Below are 19,306 nucleotides of genomic sequence, written 5' to 3'. Positions count from 1 at the left end.
GCCACCACTCGCGACAACATTGCGGCGCCCGCACCCGCGCGGCGACCAACCAGCGAAAGGATGGAGACAAATGAAAAGAACCAGAATGATCGGCATGCTGGCGGCGCTGCCGCTGGCCATGATCCTGATCGGCGCGGAGGCCAAGACACTCAGTTGGGCGGGTTACCAATGGAACGTCCGCACCGGCGGCGGCGGCCCGGGGCCCAACACCTGGGACGAGCGCAACGCCTGGGTGGACGAGAACGGCTACCTGCACCTGAAGGTGGCCAACCGCAACGGCGCGTGGTCGTCGGCGGAAGTGCAGTTGCTGAACCCGGCACGCGTCGGCTTCGGTACCTACCAGTTCCAGATGCTGGGCCGGCCGGACCTGCTGGACCGCAACCTGGTGTTCGGCTTCTTCACCTACCCCAGCGCCGACGTCGGCCCCAACGCCACGCACGAGATCGACATCGAATTCGCACGCTGGGGCAACGACACCTATCCCTGGGGCAACTACACGGTGTACCCCAACGAGGTCGGCATCGAGCAAAGCTGGGCCGGCTTCAACGACGCCCTGACCACCGACCGCACGACGCACCGCTTTGCCTGGAGCAGTAGCGGTGTGGCCTACCAGGCACTGAATGGCCACGTGGCGGTGAACGACAACGCCGGCCAGTTCATGCACTGGGAATTCCCGCGCGCCGAGGACCCGAACAACTGGCTACGCCGCAACAAGTGCCCGGGCAACAACGCATCGCGCTGCGTCTCGCAGAAGCAGCAGCAGTTCCTGATCAACTTCTGGCAGTTCGAAGGCAAGGCGCCGGCCAATGGCCAGGAAGCCGAAGTGGTGCTCACCGGCTTCACCTATCTGCCCCAGGGCAGCAACCCGCCGACACCGACCCCGACGCCGGTCCCCACCCCGACGCCCACGCCGACCAAGGTGCCAACCCCCACGCCTGTACCGACCCAGGTGCCCACCCCGACGCCCTCGCCCAGCGCGTGCTACCCCACCTGGACCGCATCGGCCGTGTTCAACGGAGGCCAGCGCGCCACCTACAACGGGCGCAACTACGAGGCCAAGTGGTGGACGCAGGGCGACAACCCGGCACAATCCGGCCAGTGGGGGGTGTGGAAGGACATCGGCGCCTGCGGTGGCGGCACGCCCGTTCCCACCCCGCAATCCACACCGACCCCGACGCCCCAACCCACTCCCACACCGGTGGTAACCCCTGTGCCAACGCCTGTACCGACCCCGGCCGGCAATTGCCCCGCCTGGCAGGACGGCCGCGCCTACGCGGTGGGCGATTGCGTCAGCTACAACGGCCGCCAGTACACGGCCCTGATCGCGCATACCGCACCGGCCGGTGGCAACTGGACGCCGGAAATCGTGCCGGCGTTGTGGCGAGTGAAATAACGGTACGTGGCAAAGACAAACAGCCCGGCACAGGCCGGGCTGTTTCGTTCCAGGCACGGATCAGATCAAGCGCTTCAGCCCTTCAACCCCAGCCGCTGCGCCAGCTTGTGCAGATTGCTCGGGTCCAGCTCCAGCAGGCGCGCGGCGGCAGCCCAGTTACCCTGGTGAGCGGCCAACGCCTGTTCGATGGCGTGGCGCTGGCAGGTGGCCACCACGTCACGCATCGGCTGCGGTGTCGCTGGCAGCGAAAGGTGTGGGGTAACGCCGGGCGTGGGAGCGGCGGGATTGGAGGGCATCTGGCCCAGGTCCAGGTCGAGCAGGTCCGCCTCCAGCGTAACGATATCGCTGCGGTCTGCGCCCCGGCCAATGGCCTTGAGCGCGGCGCGGCTGATGGCGTGCTCCAGCTCGCGCACATTGCCCGGCCACGCATAGCGACGCAACGCCTCCTCGGCCCCCGGTGATAGCCGCAGGCTGCGCAGCCCCAGCCGCGCACGATTGCGCTCCAGAAAACGCCCAGCCAGCAGCAGCACATCGTTACCGCGCTCGCGCAGCGGCGGGATGGCGATGGGATAGACCGACAAGCGATGGTAGAGATCGGCGCGAAACTGGCCCTGCCGCACCAGATCGCCCAGGCTGCGGTTGGTGGCGGCCACGACGCGGACATCCACCCGCTTGGGGCGGTCCGCGCCCAGGCGCTGGATTTCACCGTTCTGCAAGGTGCGCAGCAACTTGGCCTGCACGGCCAGCGGCAACTCGCCCACTTCATCGAGGAACAACGTACCGCCGTCGGCCGCCTCCACCCGCCCGGCGCGCTCGCCCCCCGCGCCAGAGAATGCCCCTTTCACATGGCCGAACAACTCGCTCTCGGCCAGCGACTCGGGCAGCGCCGCGCAGTTCACGTGCACCAACGGCGCCGCGTGCCGCCGCGACCGGCGATGCAGCCGGTGCGCGAACAGCTCCTTGCCGACACCGGTTTCGCCCAGCACCAGCACCGGCAACTCGGAATCCGCCACCACGTCGATCTCGTGCAGCAGCCGCGCCATCGCCTCGCTGTGCCCGACGATCTCGCCCTCGCCAGCGGGCGCGCCCTCGCCCGCCGCCCCGCCGCGCAATGCGCGCAGCGCCCGCAGCTCGCCCTCCAGTTGCGTTACGCGCACGGCGGCCTCCAGCGCCGCGATCAACCGCCGCAGTTCGTCCTGCGCGATCTCGTCGAAAGCGCCCACCTCCAGCGTATCGAAGGTGACCACGCCCCATGGCCGCCCTTCCACGTACAGGCTGGCGCCCATGCAATCGTGCACCGGCAGCGGCTCGCCGGCATGGCTGTCGATCAAGCCATCGTAGGGATCGGGCAGGTTGCTGTCGTGGTGAAAGCAGGTAACGCCCCGTTGACCCAGGATGGCCGCCAGCCGTGGGTGCTGGCCAATCGCGAAACGCCGGCCCAGCGCATCGCGCACCAGGCCATCCACCGCCACCGGCTTCAGGTCATCACCCTCGCGTTGCAATAGCGCCACCGCGCCACAGCGAAAATGCGTACGCAGCCAGCCGGCCAGCCGCTGCAATCGCACGGCCTGGGGCAGATCGGCGGCCAGGTCGGCCAGCATCAGGGAAAGCATCATGGTCTTTATCACCGCAAAAGGTGAAACAAACCATAACCCAACCGGGTTTCTTTCACCACAATCTTTTCAAGCCATTGATTTTATTGGGCTGAAAAGCTGGAACAACCATTGCTAAAGGAGAAACAACACCGGCATCCGCCCGGCCCCTTTCATCTGAACAAGGATCGACCATGGAACTCCTCGACCAGCCCCTGGCAAAACTGGCCCAACGCATCGCCGGCGCCACCCGCGTGTTCCACGAGCATCAGCTCGACTTCTGCTGTGGCGGCAAACATACCCTGCGCGACGCCGCCGCCGCACGTGGCGTGGATGCCGATACCGTCGCCGCACAACTGGCCAAGCTGGCCGAAATGCCCGCTGGCGACGAGCGCGACTGGAGCACCGCGCCCACCGCCGAGTTGATCGACCACATCCTCACCCGCTTTCATGATGTGCACCGCGAGCAACTGCCGGAACTGATCCGCCTGGCGCGGCGCGTGGAGCAGGTACATGGTGACCGCGAGGATTGCCCGCACGGCCTGGCCGACCATCTGGAATTCATGTTCCAGGAACTGGAAAGCCACATGCAGAAAGAAGAGCAGATCCTGTTCCCCATGCTGGCGGCCGGGCGCGGCATGATGGCCGGCGGCCCGATCCAGGTGATGCGCATGGAACACGACGAACACGGCGAATCGCTGCGCCGCCTGGCCGAACTGACCCACGACATCACCGCGCCGCGCGGCGCCTGCAACACCTGGCGCGCGCTGTACCTGGGCCTGCGCACGCTGCGCGAGGACCTGATGGAGCACATCCACCTGGAGAACAACATCTTGTTTGAGAATGCGGGGCGGGCTGCGGTCTGATCAGGGATGGAAAAGATCGGCCCCGCCAAGCGGGGCCGATGGGCGCACACCTCACGGCATCAGGCCGCGCTGATCACCCACTGCGCAAAAATGGGCAGGTGCTACACCACCGGCGTGGCGACCTGCTCGCGCACCGTGGCACCTGCTGGATTGAACCAAACCCCCTGCGCGCCAAAGCTGCAAGGAAAGTGCGCATCCTGTTCGTAGGAATCGCCAACCATCGCGAAGCTGCCCAGCGGCACACCCAACCCGTGCTCGGTGGCTGACCGGAACTCGGGCTGGTTCTTGCGGCAACCCAGCTCGGTGTAGCAGAAGATGTTCTGGAAGTACTCGTCAAAGCCCACGCGCCGCAGCTCAAGCTCGATCATCGGCCGCCCGGATACCGAAGCATTCGTCGCAATCGCCAGCGGCAGCTTGCCCTTCAGGCGGCCAGCGCCTGCGTAGCGCCCTTGATGACTTTGACCTGAGGCCAAAGCCCCATTGGAGCGGCGGCGGGGACGCCCTGCTCGAACATAAGCGTACCGCCCCAGTCGAAGCAGACGGCTTGAATGTTTTGACGGGGTATCATGGAAAAAATTCGAACATGGAATTGATAGCACATTGCCAAATTAAAATTAAGGCAAGCTGAAGCAAATTTCTTTGACAATCAAAACAAAATAAAAATCAATCTTCATCAATCAAAAAAGACAATTTATACAAAAATCACAACACCCATAGTCATTTTCCATCAATCTTCATTTAATAAGAGAAATCTATCAGGCACAAATCATATTCATCGTACAAATATTTTTTTGGCTCCACATATGAATCGTTGTACACCTCAAGCACTAGTTTTTTCGCCGCCAAACGGATAGATTTTTCTATTTTTTTATCCACTATTTTCACTTCACAATCTACGTCAGCCAACGCTTTAGCCAAAGGAATTCTATTTTTCCTCTTTAGCATTATTTCGCTCATAGACTGAGCTCGCAACATGCACATCGACTCCTTATCCTCTTGCGACACTTTAGATATAGCTAAACATGACGGAGGGACAGCCAATAAAAAACAAAGAAATAAACATAGAATAAATAAGCCCCACCCATGAAAATCGAACAATTCAAACACCTCCTTTCCAATTAAAATCAAGCCAAGAATTTATTGAAACTGACCATCTGCATCGCGTAAATCCCCTTCACCATCAGCAGGAAGACGATGCTCAACGGGATGCCGATCAGATCGGAAAGCCGAGTGGCGATATTGGCCTGCAAATACCCATCAATGTCCTGCGAACGCAAAAACAGCCTGAATATGGTGTTACCCAACAGGCTAGACATCACCCAGAGCAGTCACCACCATCCCAGTAGGGGCAAGACAAGCGTTTTCTTCCAGTCTTGTGAAGACCACTTGCGTTCGCGCCTATTATCAGGCAATACGTTTTATACCACTCCCTCAAAAAGCTACAACCTATCAAATATAGATCCTTTGTGTGGATGAAATAACTTTTCATACATACGGGCAGCATACTCGTCAGTCATACCAGCAATAAAATCACAAATAACTCGAGATTGGCACATTTCACCCTCAACCCCCTTGTATCGCTCCAGCGTACTACCTGGTAATAACCTTTCTGGGTCAGATTTTAGCGCCTCAAAAAGCTCCACAATCAGCTTCTGCCCCTTGAATTCAAGTTGCTGGACATTACTACTTCTAATCACTTTACACCTTACCAATTCGAATATATGATTAAGCAATTCATTATATTTTTCACTCATCCGCGCATTCATTCTTATTAGGGCATTACTTGCGCCAGAAATTTTGGAAAAATCCAACTCAACACTCACAATAAATTTATGAACCAGATCCCCCAGCGCTTGTTTACGCCTGTAGCTTTCCCGCGCAAACAATTGCTCAGTGAGGTCATCAATTTTCCAATCACAAGCTAAAAATAGGTGTTCCTTCTCAGCATTATGCTGCCTCCAATCCTTTTCCGATATCATCCCTAGTGAAATGGCGTCTTCCAAATCGTGAACACTGTAAGAAATGTCATCCGCTAATTCCATAATGGATGTATCTAGTGCTTTATGCACGGGCTTTCCATGAGACTTTCGTCCATCCTCCGAAAATCTCATATCTAAAAATTGCCTTTTATCTTCAACCGTTAGCGGCTCCAATATCCAATCTACAACATCTTGCTCACTATCCATGTAGCACTTTGGCGGTTGTTGTTCCCCAGCTTTGAAAAGCCACATCGGAGTTGGAAGTAGACCATATGCTTCTTTCACAACAGCCGTTTGATATGAAACTGGATATTTAAGAACCCCAAGCATCAATCTCCGCGTCGGATTTAATCCATACCCATGCGTATATTTATCCAAGCGAGAAAGAATGCGCAGTGTTTGCCCATTACCTTCAAACCCACCACAATTTCTCATACATGCATTTAGCGCAACTTCACCACCGTGGCCAAATGGAGGGTGTCCTATATCGTGAGCCAAGCATATAGAACTCATTAGAGAATGATTGGGAAGTGCATCCAATATTTCAGGAACATTTTTGTGATAAAATTTAAGCCATCGGACTATTCCAACGCCAATTTGCGCCACCTCCATAGAGTGCGTAAGCCGCGTCCGATAAAAGTCACTTTCCCCAAGCCCCAAAACCTGGGTTTTGGACTGTAAACGACGAAATGCCGCAGAATGGATTAGGCGCGCATAGTCACGCTCCCACTCTGAACGAACATCACGAGGGCGTACCTCGCCTACATTTCGACGTGCTGCCCACAAATCTATCATTATATTGTCCCTCTGCTTTTTATAACCAATAACTACAACCTAAACCTCATAAAGATAGTTTATTTAAGCACTTTGACAAGCTTATAAAGACTCTCAATCCCCTTAAAAAAAGGAGTCTCACGACTCCTTTTTTTCATTCATGCCAGCCTTCATCCCATCCACTTTCCCGGCCCGACCGCACCCCATAGTTCCCCGCATCGCATCTCCAACTCTTCCCGCTCCACATCGCACAAATTGGCCCAATCCTGCGCCAGGGTATTGCCGAGGGTGGCCAGTTCATGGGCGGAGGTGTAGGTGTCGGAGAGGCGGGCGATGGCGCGGAACAGGGCGCTGAGGTCGGCGAAACATTGTTGGGCCAGGGTGGCTTGGTCGATGGCCTGGTTCAGGGAGTCGATGAATAGCGGGATCGGCGCGGCAGGGGCGCCTGGAATGGGTGGGATCATGATGGGTGCTCTAGTGGACGGTTGGAACCGCCCTCCCCGCTCTCAAACGGGTGGGCGACCGAAACGGGGGTTGAGAGACCGATAGAGCAACGGCGAGCCTTGCGGCTCCCCCCGCCCGGCCGCCCATAAGGGACGTGCCAAGGCGACGAAAAGCCGCAATGCGGATCGCAAGTTGCGGCTTTTCGCCGCTCTATCGGGCTCTCACACCCGGTCGCGCGATTGAGCGCGACAGGGGGAGCTTAGGCTGCGCCGCAGGTAAGGGTCAAGACTGGGAAGTGTGGGGTATTGGCCGATTCGGCACTGGAAATCTGGGGAAACAGAAAATCTGTAGACACGGAGAAAAAGGGAGAACACAGAGAACACGGAGCAAACCAGGGAAATACCCGCAGCATTTCGTTTGAACCAGCCACAGATGCCACGATGGGCCATCGCCCACCTAACCCCCGAACGGGGTTTCTCCGTGTTCTCTGTGTTCTCCCCGCCCTCCGTGTCTACAGATCTTCCAGCAATCCCGCCCTCAATCCCGATGATCCGCCAGGCCGTGCTCCACGGCATACACCGCCACCTGCACCCGGCTGCTCAGGTTCAGCTTGCGCAGCACGCTCTGGATATGAATCTTGACGGTACTTTCGGCCAGGTCCAGCCGGCGGGCAATTTCCTTGTTGCTCTCGCCGCGCGCCAGACAGGCAACGATTTCGCGTTCGCGCGGGGTGAGTTTTTCGCGTTCGGCCGGGGCAGCGGGGGCCGCCGGCGCAGTGGTCTGGGCACGAAATTGCGCCACCAGCTTGCCAGTCATGCTGTCGGCGATCACCGGCTCGCCACTGGCGGCGCGGCGGATCGCGGCCACCAGCGCGTCGGCGTCGATGTTCTTGATCAGGTAGCCGCGTGCGCCATTGCGCAGCGCATTGCCAGTTCCTAGCGTTCCACATCAGCACCAGTGCGCCCGCCCCTGGGCTGGAACGTTGTCGATGATGGCGGGTTCATCGCTGAAAGTCTGGCTATCAAGCGCTACCGGGCATGGAAGCCATCCGCTCAATCCGGCCCATCACCACATCGCTACTTTCCCTTCGCCTTTCCCGCCGTATTCAATGCAACCGCCGCCTGAATCAGCGCTTTGAATGCCTCTTCGTCGATGGCATCCCCTTCCTGGAGATCGATCGCACGGCGCACATTGCCGTCGAGGCTGGAGTTGAATAGCCCAGCGGGGTCGGGGAGCGCAGCACCCTTGGCGAAGGTCAGTTTCACTTTCGCTTTGTACGATTCACCAGTGCAGAGGATGCCGTGGTGTTCCCAGACGGGGGTATCCATCCATTTCCAGGTTTCGACGACCTCCGGGTCCGCCTGGTGGATGAGCTGGCGCATCCTGGCCAGGGTTTCGCCACGCCAGTCTCCCAGTTCGGCGATTCTGGCGTCGATCCGGCTGGATGCCGATTCGCCTGTGGCCGGTGCCGGTTTCTTCATGGGGTTTTCCTCGCAACAGGATGGGATAGCCGCCTTTCTAACCCACTTTCCGCACGTTCGCTCCCATTTCCTGCAACCGGCGTGTTGTCCGCCTCACCCGCGTCAATCCCGATGATCCGCCAACCCATGCTCCACGGCATACACCGCCACCTGCACCCGGCTGCTCAGGTTCAGCTTGCGCAGCACGCTCTGGATATGAATCTTGACGGTGCTTTCGGCCAGGTCCAGCCGGCGGGCAATTTCCTTGTTGCTCTCACCGCGCGCCAGACAGGCGACGATTTCGCGTTCGCGCGGGGTGAGTTTTTCACGTTCGGCCGGGGCGGCGGGGGCGGCCGGCGCAGTGGTCTGGGCACGAAATTGCGCTACCAGCTTGCCCGTCATGCTGTCGGCGATCACCGGCTCGCCACTGGCGGCGCGGCGGATCGCGGCCACCAGCGCGTCGGCGTCGATGTTCTTGATCAGGTAGCCGCGCGCGCCATTGCGCAGCGCCTGCGCCAATTCCGCCGCCTCTTCGGAAACGGTGAGGATGATCACGGCGCAGTCGGGCAGGTCCTGCGCCAGCAGTTGCATCGTTTCCAGGCCGGACAGGCCCGGCATGTTCAGGTCGAGCAGGATCACATCCGGCTGGTGTTCCTTGGCGCGCTTGATGCCCTCCAGCCCGTCGGCCGCTTCGGCCACGACGGCGAAGTCCGGCTGTTTCTGCAACAACTGGCGAACACCGGAACGGAACAGGCTGTGATCGTCGACGACGAGGATACGTATGGTCATGGCGGAAAACCGGCTGGTTGGTCGGAAGGCATCATAAAAGCTGTTACGGGCGGGCTCCACGTGCCCCGGTCGCACAACAGCACCGGGGCAAGCAGCAAACCGCCAGCGCCCCGCGTGGCGCCCGAAATGCGCCGAACCCGTAGGGCTGGGCCGAAAAAACACCATTCACTGCGTTGCACTCCTTGCCAATAACCGGTTATTGCCCGCGTCGCGCGCCTGGTTCCTGGCGCTTTTTCGGCCCAGCGCTGCCGCGAAACATTGGATGACACGCCCTAGGCGGGTTGCCGCATCGATTCGGGCAGGTGCAGGTCCACCCGCACACCCTGCCCCGGCCTGGCGTTAAAACGCAACTCGGCGTGGATGCGTTCGGCCCGCTCGCGCATGATGTTCAGGCCGATATGCGCCTCGCCGCGCTGCGACACTTCGGCCGGATCGTAGCCCCGGCCATCGTCCTCGATACTCAGATCGAAATCGCGTGCGTTGCTCAGGCTGACCCGCACGTGGCGCGCGTCGGCGTGCTTGCGCACGTTGGACAGGGCCTCCTGAAGGATGAACAGCACCTGCAATTGTTGTTCGGGCGGCAACGGCGGGCCGGCCTGCGGTGCAATATCCAGCGTTACCGCAACACCGGTCTGGCGGCGAAAGCGGGCGATGGTCTCTTCCACGCCCGCCAGCAGCTCGCCTTGCTCCAACCGTGCGCGGAAGTTGAGCAACAGTTCGCGCACGTCCTGATAGCTTTCCTCCACGCCGGCGCGCAATAACGGTACCAGTTCGCGCACGTCGTCCAGCGCGCCCGCGTTGGCCGATTGTTCCAGCATCTGCACTTGCAGGTTCAGGTAGTTCAGGCCCTGGGCAATGCTGTCGTGCAGGCCCTGCGCCATCAGGCTGCGTTCCTGCACCACGGCCATCTGCCGTGCTTCGGCGCCCAGGCGGCGGTTCTCCAGCGCCACGCCCAGGTGCTGGCCCAGCGATTCCAGCAATTGCGTTTCCGCCGGCTGCAAGGCGCGCGCCTTGCGGAAATGCAGCGAGAACGAGCCGAGCACGGTGTTGCCGCTGACGATGCGGAACACGCCCAGGCCCTGAAAGCCCTCCCGGCTGCAATGGAAAGCGGTGGCATTGCCGGCCTGGCGAAAATCGCGGATCACGATCATGCCCTGCTGGGTGGCCTGGCCACAGAAGCAACTATTGATCGACATGCAGTGTTCGTCGTGCTCCAGCGTGGCCGACAGGCCGTCGGACACCATCAAGTGCAGTTTGTCGCCATCGGGGTCGATCACCCGCACGCTGCCACCGTCCGCGCCAAATTGGCGGCGCACCCGTTGCAGGAAGCCGCAGCAAAGCGCCTCGATATCGCCGGGTTCGTTGAGGAAGGCCGTCATGTCGTACAGCGCTTCCAGCTCGCGGTTCTGCGCCGCCAGTTGGGCGGTCTTGCTGGCGACGCGCGCTTCCAGATCGCGATACAGGCCGGCCAACTGGTCAGCCATATGGTTGAAGCCCTGCGCCAGCACGCCGAATTCATCGCGGCTTTCCACCGGCAGGCGCACGCCGAACTCGCGCCCAGCCATGCGTGACAACCCATCGCGCAGGCGCAGCACCGGCAAGATGATCCACAGGTAGAGCAGGTAGATCATCGCCAGCGTGCCGGCACAGGAAATCGCCAGCAGCACCGCCTGCGACAGGCGCAACAGCGTGGTCTTGCGCGCGTTGTCGTGCTCGATCAGCCTCACCAGCCGGTCAGCCTCGTCGACGAAGTGCGGCAGTTCGGCCATGTAGGTTGTCGTCGTTTCGCCCCGCAGCGCGTGCTCGGCGGCGGGGTGCATGCGTTCCTGCCATGCCAGCGCCACGCGCTCGAACTGGGTGCGGATATCGGTATCCTGCGGCAGAAACAAAGGCCGCGCCGGAACACCACGTCGCAGCCGTGCCAGGGTATCGTCCTGAGTGGCGATCAGCGCGCGGGTGCGCAGTACGTGATCGGGGCTGCGTTGCAGCAGTTCGATACCGACGCGGTTGGCGCGCATCCGCAGGCTGCCGGTGTCGTTGATCGCCGCGCCCGCGCCTTCCAGTTGCCACGATAGCCACAGCGTCCAGCACACCATGCTGACCACCACCAGCAAGGCGACGATACTGCTGGCAACAATGCGGGTGGACAGCCGGTCGCGCAGGCGCGGGCCATCGCGGTCCGCCGGATCGGCGGCGCCAGCCGGAAAGTAGGGATCGGGGTTGATATCCATGCTTGGCAGTTTAGCGCGGCTGGCAACGCCCTTCCGGCTGCGTCGCGCCGGGGGCGGCCGGCGTTTCGCCCTCCTGGCCGCAACCATCGCTCAAAACGTGTGGTGCGGCGTTCCAGACACCGGATTTGCCACCGCGCTTATGCAGCAGGCCCACGGCTTCGATCAGCATGCCTTTTTCCACCGCTTTGCACATGTCGTACACGGTGAGCAGCGCCACCGATGCGGCAGTCAGCGCTTCCATCTCCACCCCGGTGGGGCCGACGGTCTCGGCGGTGGCGCGCACGGCCACGCCGGTGGCCTCGATGGTGAAGTCGAGTTGCACATGGCTGAGCGCCAGCGGATGGCACAGCGGAATCAAGGCACCGGTCTGCTTGGCCGCCATGATGCCGGCGATACGCGCGATGCCGAGCACATCCCCCTTGGCGTGGCCGCCCTGGCGCAGCAGCGCCAGTGTTTCCGGTCGCATGCGGATACGCCCGCCGGCGATGGCAACACGGGCGGTGGCGGGTTTGTGGCCGACATCGACCATGTGGGCGTCGCCAGCGGCGTTGAAATGGGTCAGTCGGTCCACGCGTGCTCCTGCCGCGCCAGGGTGGCGGCATCGTTGAGGTTATCGAAGGCAAAGTCGAAGCGTACCGCGCAACCGCCGGCCGCGTGCTGCCAGCGCGCCACGCCGCGCTCGCCCGCATCCAGCCGCGCGCGCAGGCCGGGCAACTGGCCACGGTCGATCAGACAGATGCCAGGGTGATCGCGCGCCGCATCCGCCGCCCATGCCAACGGCGCGCCGGCATCCAGCGCGGCGCTCAGCGCGTCGAACAGATCGGGGGGCAGGCGTGGTACGTCGCAGGGGACAACCAGCAGGCGCCGGGCCAGGCAGGCGGACAATCCCGCTTCGATACCGGCCAGCGGGCCAGGGTAATCGGGCCGCAAATCAGGCAATACCGGATGGCCGCGTTGCGCGTAGTCATCGAGATGCCGGTTGGCCGACAGGTGGATTTGCCGCAGCGGCCATTGCCGCAACTGCCGCAGCAGGCGATCGACCAGCGCCATGCCCGCCAGCGGCAGCAGCCCCTTGTCGCGCCCGCCCATGCGCTGACCGCGGCCGCCGCACAGAATCAGGCCGTCGGCGCTGGCATTCACAAAGCATCCCAGCGGGCCAGCGCAGCCTGATCGCTGTCACGCGCGTCCACCCAATGGCGCTGCTCGCCGTATTCCTCGCATTTCCAGAACGGAGCCACCGATTTCAGGTGGTCCATCAGGCAATCGACCGCCTGAATGGCGGCGTGGCGGTGCGGCGCGGTGGCGATCACCAGCACGATCTGCGCACCGGGCAGCAACCGCCCAACCCGGTGCACCACGGTCACGGCGTCGAGCGCAAAGCGCGCACTTACCGCCTGTGCCAGTTCGCCGAGCACGCGCTCGGTCATGCCGGGATAGTGTTCCAGTGTCATCGCGGTCAGCGGCACGCCATCGCGCGTATCGCCCCGCACGCAGCCGATGAAGCTGGCCACGGCGCCGCTGGTGCCCAGCCGCGCCAGTTCGGCGGCAAAATCGAAATCGGCCTGCTGTACCGAAACATTGCACTGCGCCACGTCAGCCCCCAGTCACCGGCGGAAACAGCGCCACCTCGGCGCCGTCGCGCAATGCGGTATCGACGGTGGCCATGTCCTGATCCACCGCCACACGGAAGACGCGCGAACCACCCAGTTCGGCCTCCCACGGCGCGCCACGCGCGCACAGCGCGGCCAGCGCGTCGGCCACGGTGGCAGGCGCGGCCAGGGTCAGCGTTTCGCCGCCACAGCCCAGGGCTTCGCGCAGGCGCGCAAGGTAAAGCAGTTCGATGGTCAGCGTGCCGATGGTGTGATCGTTCATCGTTATCTCAATCCCAGCGTGGTCAGCGGGTGACAGCGTACCCGATTGCCGGCCGCCAGCCTGGCCTGCGCCGGCAGTTCCAGCAGGACTTCGGCGCTGGCCAGCGTCGCCAGCGCGGCCGAGCCTTGTTGCTCGAAGGGCTCCACGTGGCGCACGCCGTCCAGATCGACGAAGCGCCCGCGCAGGAAGTGCCGGCGCGGCCCGGGGTTGTCAGCGGCATCCAGCAGGGGATAGGCCACCGCCTCCTGCGGCGCCACCGCCTCACCGCCGGCGCGGCGCACCAGCGGGCGCGCCAGCAGCAGGAAGGTGATCGCCGCCGCCACCGGGTTGCCGGGTAGCGCCACGAACGGCCTGCCCAGCACGTGGCCGAAGGCAAAGGGTTTACCGGGCTTGATCGCCACCTGCCAGTGCGAGATGGAGCCCAGTGCGTCCACGGCATCGCGTATGTGATCGGCGTCGCCTACCGACGCGCCACCGGAGCTAAGGATCAGATCGCAGACTTCGGTGGCTTCGCGCAACCGCGCACGGGTGGCGGCGGGGTCGTCGGCCACCGAGCCGAGGTCCACCGCTTCGGCGCCGACGCTATCGAGCAGCGCCAGCAGTTGCGGCCGGTTGGCATCGTAGATCTGGCCCGGCGCCAGCGTTTCACCCGGCGCGCGCAACTCGTCGCCGGTGGAGAGCACGCCCACGCGTGGTCGCGCATAGACCTGCAACGCCGACAGCCCCTGCGCCGCCAGCAGGCCGATATGCAGCGCTTTCAGCCGCTCGCCCTCGGCGACCAGCCGTTCACCGCGCATCAGTTCGCTGCCGCGCAACCGCATGTGGGCGCCATAGCAAAGCGGCGCCGCGAGGACCACGCCATCGGCCTCCAGCCGCGCGTGTTCCTGTGCCACCACCCCATGGCAACCGCGCGGTAGCGGTGCACCGGTGAGCACCCGCATCGCCTGGCCCGGCTCCAGTACACCGCCATCGGGAGCGCCGGCCGCCACACATCCCATCAGGGTATAGGGCCCCAGCGGGCGTTCCGGCGTGGCCGCGATGGCGTAGCCATCCATGGCGCTGGCGTCGAAGGCCGGCAGATCGTGCCCCGCACGCACGGTCTGCGCACTGACGCGGCCCGGCAAACGGTGCAACGGCGCCATTTCCAGGCGCGGTGGCGGCAGCGGTTGCTGCCGCAAGAGATCCAGCATGGTTTCAAGGCTGTGCATCGTGTCGCAACCAGTCGAGGATAAAGGCCGCCACGGCGGCGGGTTGGTTCAGGTCGAGCAGTGGCAGCCCGCAGGCCACCGGCTGATCGCTGACCACGGCCAGCAGGCCGGTCAGTTCGGGATAGAGCGGTGCCATGCCCGCCGTGGGGCGGTGCACCTCCAGCCGGGCAATCGGGTCGTGCTTGAAGCCTTCCACCAGGACAAGGTCGGCCGGCGCCAGCCGCGCCAGTTGCGCGGCAAGATCGGGCTCCGGCTGGTCGTGCAGATCGCGATAGAGGGCAAAGCCATGCGGCGATGCCACCAGCACCTCCTGCGCACCGGCGGCCCGAAAACGTGCGCTGTCCTTGCCCGGGGGCTCCAGCGTCAGCTTGTGGTGACTGTGCTTGATCACATTGACCCGCAGGCCGTTCGCGGCAAACAGCGGCAACATCGCTTCGATCAGCGTGGTCTTGCCGCTGCCGGAACGGCCGACGATCCCCAGCACATGCGCCGGCAAGGGAAAAGATGGCGAAGTCATGTGGTTCAGCCTCCGGTCTGCGCCATAAAGCGCACGATCTTGCCCGGCTGCGCGTTGAAATCGTGCCGCTCCGGCTTGGCGGCAATGCCAGCGCGGATAGCGTCGATCAGGGCGTCGTCGCTGGCGCCATCGCGCAGCATTGCCCCCAGCGGCACGCGGTCCTCCTGCCCCAGGCATAGGTGCAGCGTGCCATCGACGGTCAGCCGCACGCGGTTACAGGCGGCGCAGAAATGCTGCGACAACGGCGTGATCACACCCAGCGCGAAACGCCCGTCCGCATCGGCCCAATAGCGCGCCGGGCCGGCGCCGTGGCTGGCAATGGCCGGCAGCAGACCGTGTTCGGCCGCCAGCCGCGCACCCAGCCGGCTGACATCCACCGGCCGCGCACTGCGGCCGGTATCACCCATCGGCATCGTCTCGATCAGGCGTAGCACAAAACCCTGCGCCAGTGAAAACGCCACCATCCGTTCCACATCGTGTTCGTTGACATCGCCCTGCACCACCATATTGAGCTTGATCGGCGCCAGCCCCACCGCCTTGGCGGCACTCAGGCCAGCGAGGACGGCATCCAGCCGGTCGGCCCCGGTGATGCGAGCGAAACAGCCCCGGTCCAGCGTATCCAGGCTGACATTCAGCCGATGCACGCCCGCCGCCTTCAGCGGCGCGGCCAGCGCGGCCAGTTGCGTGCCATTGGTGGACATCGACAAATCCACCAGTCCCGGCAAAGCCGCGATACCCGTCGCCAGATCGGCCACGCCGCGCCGCAGCAGCGGCTCGCCACCGGTGAGCCGTACCTTCCCCACGCCCAGGCGCACGAACAGCCCCACCAGCCGCAGCATTTCGGCATGCCGCAGCCAGTGCGCGGGCTCTTCAAAGCCTTTGAAGCCCTTGGGCAGGCAGTAGGTGCAGCGCAGATCGCAACGATCGGTGACCGACACGCGCAGATAGTCGATACGGCGGCCGAAAGGGTCGATCAGAGCAGTGGTGGCGGCGGAGTCGGACATGGGCGGCTATCCGGGGAGGGTGCTTCATTGTGCAAGGTGGATGGCCACCCGACCATCCGCAAGGGGAACTAGTCCGGTCGGCGGGGGCAAGCAAAAAGCCCCGCCGAAGCAGGGCCTTTTACTGAGCGCTTTGGCCAATCGCTCCGGACTATCGCACTTCGGTGGCGGCCAGTTCGGGGGTGGGTTGCCAGTCGATTTTGTAGCGGCCAGTGGTTTCGTTCTGGGTGACGATGATCTTTCCCAAGACCAAGCTGAAATACCCGAAAGCATTCCGGGAGCCGTCGTCCAGCCCGATGATTTGATCATCAAATGCCCGCCGTTGGGTGGCCTGCCCGAATAGATAATTGTGGCGGGTCCCTTGGTAGGTCAATGCGAAGTTGTTTTGCTCATTGAGGAGCACGTCGGGCTTTCCTTCCCAGGGTTGATAAACATAGTCGCCCAATATTTCGTATGTACCCGGTTCCAGCCTGGAGCCGAGCGTTTCGGGATACATGTCGCACGTCAGCCCATAAACATAGTGATAACGGTCGTCTTGATCCCTGAATCCGGTCGCAATCCCGACCACGGTCGTTATCATGAAACCTCTCGGGATATCATCCCCCCGATAAAGCAGCGGGGAATAAATGCCACGTGGCCCTTTCAGGTAGAGCCATGCAATATTGTTGCCATAAAAATCCGGGTCGCTGAATCCTTGGGGTCGATCCCAACCTGCGGCTTGCCAAAGCTGTTGATTAAAGGGTGGTCCGTAAAAATCAAAGATCAGCGGCGCTCGCGATAGCATCGAATCGGCAATGTCCGCTGGATAAGGAGTGGTGTTCATCGCCGCCATCGCCGCCAGCAAACCAGTGGTGGCGGCCTCCCGGCCATTCAGGCTGGGATTGAGATACACCTCCTTGAAACCATGCCCCAGCAGATCGGCCTTGGTACGGGGAATCTCGATATTGTGCGGCAGCACCTTGCGCAGGAGATCCAGACTGCTGATCACCACGTCGTAGCGCGAGGTGAGATAGCTGCCGTTACCGAGCACCCGATCCGCTGGCGAAGCAAAACCATGGATACGCAGGTCCTGCGGCCGTAGCTCACCGCTTTCGGTCAACAGCGTATACATCCGGTTGGCAAACAGATTGCCTTGCGAATGCGGCACCAGCAGCACCTTGTCGGCCTCGGCGGTGGCGCGGCGGATATCGCGCAAGATTTCGCCTTCCTCATCCAGCGTCAGTTGCGCCAGGGCAGCCTGCTCGGCCTTGGCCTGGTAATAGCGGATCGCCGCTTCGGCCACCCGCGCATCCATGCCTTCGGGCGCATTGCCGTAGAGCAGCGCCTCGGCGATTTGTTCGGGGGCGGTGTCGGGGTTTTGCTGGCTGAGCTGATAGAAGGTCTGGGCGATGTCGGCGAAGAAGCCGTGGGTTTGGTTGTAGGCGAGGTCGGTTTTGACGGGGTGGCCTAGTTCCTGTTCCAAGGCTTCATATAGCCACTTTGTATTTTTTCTTGCATCACGGATTGTTGTAGTTATCCCATTTATATGAACAACTGCCGGAATTTGGTCGCATTGCGTAAGAGTGGCCCATGCATTTGTCGCAAGAAAGAGGCTGGCGATAAAGATTTTTAACTTCATGATCTTTTCCCTTAATCGCATTGAGTGCGAATTGGCAGATGGAACATCATTCCTCCAAGCATTCCATCGTGCTTCATATAGGCATCAAGTCGCTCCGGAGTGTTGTATTGAAGGGAATTTTGCTTCTTAAAGAACGTCAATCTCCATTCATAATCCTGAGTTGGCTCATAAGTCTCATCAAAACAATCAGAAGCCATTCCCCATTGATTGGAAAAGGTCCTCGCTTTTTCCCTGTCATTTCCGTTTGCAGCCAATACTTCTTGTTGGCTAATCCGCGCCATCTCCATCGCATACTTGAACCGCGCCGGATGCTTGCCCACTTCCTGTGCCAAGAAGCGCTGTACGTCATCGCGCACGCCGTCTTGGTCGGCGTCGATGCCGGCCAGGGTCTTGCGTCCGGCCGCGCCGGGATCGGGCGGGACTTTGATGCCGTTGATGGTGTCGGTATTGCCCGGTACGGGGGTGACGGCTTCGCATTGCTGGATTGGTTGCCAGAGTGCGGGCACGCGCGGCGGTTGCCATTCGGTGCCGGGGTGCGCGGTATGCGCCTGGCGGGCACGGTAGTAGTCGCCTTCGAAGCGAATCTGGTCGCCCAATGCGTAGCTATAGCCGGCTTGCCAGGGGGCGCAGCGTTGTACCGGGCCGTGGTGCAGTTGCCATAGTGCGGGGGTGGACGCGGGGTTCCAGTTGGCGCCTTTTTGCGCGGTGTGCGATTGCAGTGCGCGGTAGGTCTGGCCTTGGTATTGCACGACCACGCCGATCAGGTAACCGTCGCTTTCGCGCCATTCGGGCAGCGGCGGGGTGGCCCAGGCGGGGACCAGGGTGGCGGCGGCGAGCAATCCAGCCAGGACAGGTTTACGCATTCGATTGAAGCTCCTGCGGCGTGTAATACGCCGCATCATGAGGGGATGGATACGTAGGTCCAGTGGGGCACGCCGAGCCTGTAGTGGTCGGTCGAGTTATGTAGGGGATGTCTTGGTGGCGATGCGTTATGGCAAGACTTCGGTGGCGGCAAGCTCGGCAGTCGGCTGCCACTCGACCCGATAGCGCCCGGTGGTTTCGTTCCGGGTGACCACGACGTTGCCTAGTACCAGCCCAAAGTGGCCGGTGGCGTAATCCAGCGGTTTGCCTTCGGCATCCGTGGTGCGGATTTGATCGTCGAAGGAGCGTTGCTGGGTCTGTGCGCCGAACTGGTAGTCGTGGCGGGTGCCCTGTGCGCTCAGGGCAAAGCCGTTGATAAAGTTGATCGGCACATTGAACTGATCCACGCCCGATTCGTAGGCGAAATCACCTTCCACCCGATAAGTACCGGGCTGGAGTTGGGCACGGCCATCCGCAGTGGCCTCGCAACGCAGGGCAAACGCCATGTGGGCGCGCCGCGGTGTGCTCTGCTGGAACTGCCGGCTCATGTCGAGCAGGGTGGTCAGGTCGGCAGTGCTGACACCGCCGGGTTGCAGAAAGCGCAAGTTACCCTGTGGGCCTTTCAGGTGGATGAAGGGCAAACCGAGATACGGCCCCAGGCAGCGCCCAGCGGCACAGGACAACTCCCAGGGGTTTTCCAG

At 62.1% G+C, this 19,306-nt stretch carries 22 protein-coding genes; 2 read left to right on the top strand and 20 right to left on the bottom strand.

Going from position 1 to position 19,306, the window contains the following annotated elements; genetic code table 11:
- The first annotated feature begins 70 nt into the window (after window positions 1–70).
- Window positions 71–1,393: a carbohydrate-binding protein gene (locus FAZ21_RS21135; protein ID WP_281279790.1), complete on the top strand. Its 1,323-nt coding sequence runs from the start codon at window positions 71–73 to the stop codon at window positions 1,391–1,393.
- A 74-nt stretch (window positions 1,394–1,467) separates the two neighbouring features.
- On the opposite strand, the gene norR is transcribed toward FAZ21_RS21135, so the two are convergent.
- Window positions 1,468–3,009, bottom strand: coding sequence for a nitric oxide reductase transcriptional regulator NorR (gene norR / locus FAZ21_RS17375; protein WP_136774697.1), 1,542 nt, complete (start codon window positions 3,007–3,009; stop codon window positions 1,468–1,470).
- Between the two features lie 170 nt (window positions 3,010–3,179).
- On the opposite strand from norR, the gene ytfE reads away from it, so the two are divergent.
- Window positions 3,180–3,851, top strand: a complete 672-nt coding sequence (ytfE, locus tag FAZ21_RS17370) for an iron-sulfur cluster repair protein YtfE (protein ID WP_136774696.1) — start codon at window positions 3,180–3,182, stop codon at window positions 3,849–3,851.
- 101 nt (window positions 3,852–3,952) lie between these two features.
- Here ytfE and FAZ21_RS21300 read toward each other — a convergent pair whose 3' ends face one another.
- The 19 genes from FAZ21_RS21300 to FAZ21_RS20425 form a co-directional block, all read right to left on the bottom strand.
- Complete coding sequence (locus FAZ21_RS21300; RefSeq protein ID WP_373279545.1) at window positions 3,953–4,450, bottom strand: HAD family hydrolase; 498 nt, start codon at window positions 4,448–4,450, stop codon at window positions 3,953–3,955.
- A gap of 139 nt (window positions 4,451–4,589) precedes the next feature.
- A complete protein-coding gene (locus FAZ21_RS17360; RefSeq protein ID WP_136774694.1) occupies window positions 4,590–4,826 on the bottom strand; it encodes a hypothetical protein in 237 nt (78 codons plus the stop codon).
- Between the two features lie 149 nt (window positions 4,827–4,975).
- The gene (locus FAZ21_RS17355; RefSeq protein WP_136774693.1) at window positions 4,976–5,167 is read right to left on the bottom strand and encodes a hypothetical protein; all 192 of its coding nucleotides are present in this window, start codon (window positions 5,165–5,167) and stop codon (window positions 4,976–4,978) included.
- A gap of 123 nt (window positions 5,168–5,290) precedes the next feature.
- Window positions 5,291–6,625, bottom strand: a complete 1,335-nt coding sequence (locus tag FAZ21_RS17350) for an anti-phage deoxyguanosine triphosphatase (RefSeq protein ID WP_136774692.1) — start codon at window positions 6,623–6,625, stop codon at window positions 5,291–5,293.
- Window positions 6,626–6,774: 149 nt separating this feature from the next.
- Window positions 6,775–7,068 (bottom strand): hypothetical protein, encoded by a 294-nt coding sequence (locus FAZ21_RS17345; protein WP_136774691.1) that lies wholly within the window; start codon window positions 7,066–7,068, stop codon window positions 6,775–6,777.
- 517 nt (window positions 7,069–7,585) lie between these two features.
- Window positions 7,586–7,915, bottom strand: coding sequence for a LuxR C-terminal-related transcriptional regulator (locus FAZ21_RS17340; RefSeq protein WP_246038759.1), 330 nt, complete (start codon window positions 7,913–7,915; stop codon window positions 7,586–7,588).
- A gap of 209 nt (window positions 7,916–8,124) precedes the next feature.
- The gene (locus FAZ21_RS17335; RefSeq protein ID WP_136774690.1) at window positions 8,125–8,529 is read right to left on the bottom strand and encodes a DUF1801 domain-containing protein; all 405 of its coding nucleotides are present in this window, start codon (window positions 8,527–8,529) and stop codon (window positions 8,125–8,127) included.
- A gap of 102 nt (window positions 8,530–8,631) precedes the next feature.
- Window positions 8,632–9,297: a response regulator gene (locus tag FAZ21_RS17330; protein WP_136774689.1), complete on the bottom strand. Its 666-nt coding sequence runs from the start codon at window positions 9,295–9,297 to the stop codon at window positions 8,632–8,634.
- 272 nt (window positions 9,298–9,569) lie between these two features.
- Window positions 9,570–11,528 carry a type IV pili methyl-accepting chemotaxis transducer N-terminal domain-containing protein gene (locus FAZ21_RS17325; RefSeq protein ID WP_136774688.1) on the bottom strand — a complete coding sequence of 653 codons (1,959 nt, stop codon included), beginning with the start codon at window positions 11,526–11,528 and terminating at the stop codon, window positions 9,570–9,572.
- 10 nt (window positions 11,529–11,538) lie between these two features.
- Window positions 11,539–12,099, bottom strand: coding sequence for a cyclic pyranopterin monophosphate synthase MoaC (moaC, locus tag FAZ21_RS17320; protein WP_136774687.1), 561 nt, complete (start codon window positions 12,097–12,099; stop codon window positions 11,539–11,541).
- The gene (gene mobA, locus FAZ21_RS17315) at window positions 12,087–12,668 is read right to left on the bottom strand and encodes a molybdenum cofactor guanylyltransferase MobA (protein WP_211243514.1); all 582 of its coding nucleotides are present in this window, start codon (window positions 12,666–12,668) and stop codon (window positions 12,087–12,089) included. Before mobA ends, moaC begins: the two co-directional genes overlap by 13 nt.
- The gene (locus FAZ21_RS17310; protein ID WP_136774686.1) at window positions 12,665–13,120 is read right to left on the bottom strand and encodes a molybdenum cofactor biosynthesis protein MoaE; all 456 of its coding nucleotides are present in this window, start codon (window positions 13,118–13,120) and stop codon (window positions 12,665–12,667) included. Before FAZ21_RS17310 ends, mobA begins: the two co-directional genes overlap by 4 nt.
- 1 nt (window position 13,121) lies before the next feature.
- Window positions 13,122–13,400, bottom strand: coding sequence for a MoaD/ThiS family protein (locus FAZ21_RS17305; protein ID WP_246038757.1), 279 nt, complete (start codon window positions 13,398–13,400; stop codon window positions 13,122–13,124).
- A gap of 2 nt (window positions 13,401–13,402) precedes the next feature.
- The gene (locus tag FAZ21_RS17300; protein ID WP_136774685.1) at window positions 13,403–14,608 is read right to left on the bottom strand and encodes a molybdopterin molybdotransferase MoeA; all 1,206 of its coding nucleotides are present in this window, start codon (window positions 14,606–14,608) and stop codon (window positions 13,403–13,405) included.
- A complete protein-coding gene (gene mobB, locus FAZ21_RS17295) occupies window positions 14,595–15,125 on the bottom strand; it encodes a molybdopterin-guanine dinucleotide biosynthesis protein B (protein WP_136774684.1) in 531 nt (176 codons plus the stop codon). The genes FAZ21_RS17300 and mobB overlap by 14 nt, the downstream gene beginning before the upstream one ends.
- A 5-nt stretch (window positions 15,126–15,130) precedes the next feature.
- On the bottom strand, window positions 15,131–16,129 hold the full coding sequence (gene moaA, locus FAZ21_RS17290; RefSeq protein ID WP_136774683.1) for a GTP 3',8-cyclase MoaA: 999 nt from the start codon (window positions 16,127–16,129) through the stop codon (window positions 15,131–15,133).
- A gap of 148 nt (window positions 16,130–16,277) precedes the next feature.
- Window positions 16,278–17,744, bottom strand: a complete 1,467-nt coding sequence (locus tag FAZ21_RS17285) for a hypothetical protein (protein WP_136774682.1) — start codon at window positions 17,742–17,744, stop codon at window positions 16,278–16,280.
- An 11-nt stretch (window positions 17,745–17,755) separates the two neighbouring features.
- Window positions 17,756–18,607 carry a carbohydrate-binding protein gene (locus FAZ21_RS17280; protein ID WP_136774681.1) on the bottom strand — a complete coding sequence of 284 codons (852 nt, stop codon included), beginning with the start codon at window positions 18,605–18,607 and terminating at the stop codon, window positions 17,756–17,758.
- A 126-nt stretch (window positions 18,608–18,733) separates the two neighbouring features.
- On the bottom strand, window positions 18,734–19,306 hold a 573-nt coding region (locus FAZ21_RS20425; RefSeq protein ID WP_169307470.1), incomplete at its 5' end, for a hypothetical protein.

The sequence above is a fragment of the Chitiniphilus eburneus genome, assembly GCF_005048205.1.
GTDB classification, from domain to species: Bacteria; Pseudomonadota; Gammaproteobacteria; order Burkholderiales; family Chitinibacteraceae; genus Chitiniphilus; species Chitiniphilus eburneus.
The sequence above is the reverse complement of the archived record's forward strand: the minus strand, read 5'-3'. Positions and strand labels throughout refer to the sequence as shown.

Excerpts from the sequence above, each read along its gene's own strand:
- FAZ21_RS21135 (WP_281279790.1), top strand. The coding sequence starts at position 71 with ATGAAAAGAACCAGAATGATCGGCATGCTGGCGGCGCTGCCGCTGGCC.
- norR (WP_136774697.1), bottom strand. The coding sequence starts at position 3,009 with ATGATGCTTTCCCTGATGCTGGCCGACCTGGCCGCCGATCTGCCCCAG.
- ytfE (WP_136774696.1), top strand. The coding sequence starts at position 3,180 with ATGGAACTCCTCGACCAGCCCCTGGCAAAACTGGCCCAACGCATCGCC.
- FAZ21_RS17360 (WP_136774694.1), bottom strand. The coding sequence starts at position 4,826 with ATGTTGCGAGCTCAGTCTATGAGCGAAATAATGCTAAAGAGGAAAAAT.
- FAZ21_RS17355 (WP_136774693.1), bottom strand. The coding sequence starts at position 5,167 with ATGTCTAGCCTGTTGGGTAACACCATATTCAGGCTGTTTTTGCGTTCG.
- FAZ21_RS17350 (WP_136774692.1), bottom strand. The coding sequence starts at position 6,625 with ATGATAGATTTGTGGGCAGCACGTCGAAATGTAGGCGAGGTACGCCCT.
- FAZ21_RS17345 (WP_136774691.1), bottom strand. The coding sequence starts at position 7,068 with ATGATCCCACCCATTCCAGGCGCCCCTGCCGCGCCGATCCCGCTATTC.
- FAZ21_RS17335 (WP_136774690.1), bottom strand. The coding sequence starts at position 8,529 with ATGAAGAAACCGGCACCGGCCACAGGCGAATCGGCATCCAGCCGGATC.
- FAZ21_RS17330 (WP_136774689.1), bottom strand. The coding sequence starts at position 9,297 with ATGACCATACGTATCCTCGTCGTCGACGATCACAGCCTGTTCCGTTCC.
- FAZ21_RS17325 (WP_136774688.1), bottom strand. The coding sequence starts at position 11,528 with ATGGATATCAACCCCGATCCCTACTTTCCGGCTGGCGCCGCCGATCCG.
- FAZ21_RS17305 (WP_246038757.1), bottom strand. The coding sequence starts at position 13,400 with ATGAACGATCACACCATCGGCACGCTGACCATCGAACTGCTTTACCTT.
- FAZ21_RS17300 (WP_136774685.1), bottom strand. The coding sequence starts at position 14,608 with ATGCACAGCCTTGAAACCATGCTGGATCTCTTGCGGCAGCAACCGCTG.
- mobB (WP_136774684.1), bottom strand. The coding sequence starts at position 15,125 with ATGACTTCGCCATCTTTTCCCTTGCCGGCGCATGTGCTGGGGATCGTC.
- moaA (WP_136774683.1), bottom strand. The coding sequence starts at position 16,129 with ATGTCCGACTCCGCCGCCACCACTGCTCTGATCGACCCTTTCGGCCGC.
- FAZ21_RS17285 (WP_136774682.1), bottom strand. The coding sequence starts at position 17,744 with ATGAAGTTAAAAATCTTTATCGCCAGCCTCTTTCTTGCGACAAATGCA.
- FAZ21_RS17280 (WP_136774681.1), bottom strand. The coding sequence starts at position 18,607 with ATGCGTAAACCTGTCCTGGCTGGATTGCTCGCCGCCGCCACCCTGGTC.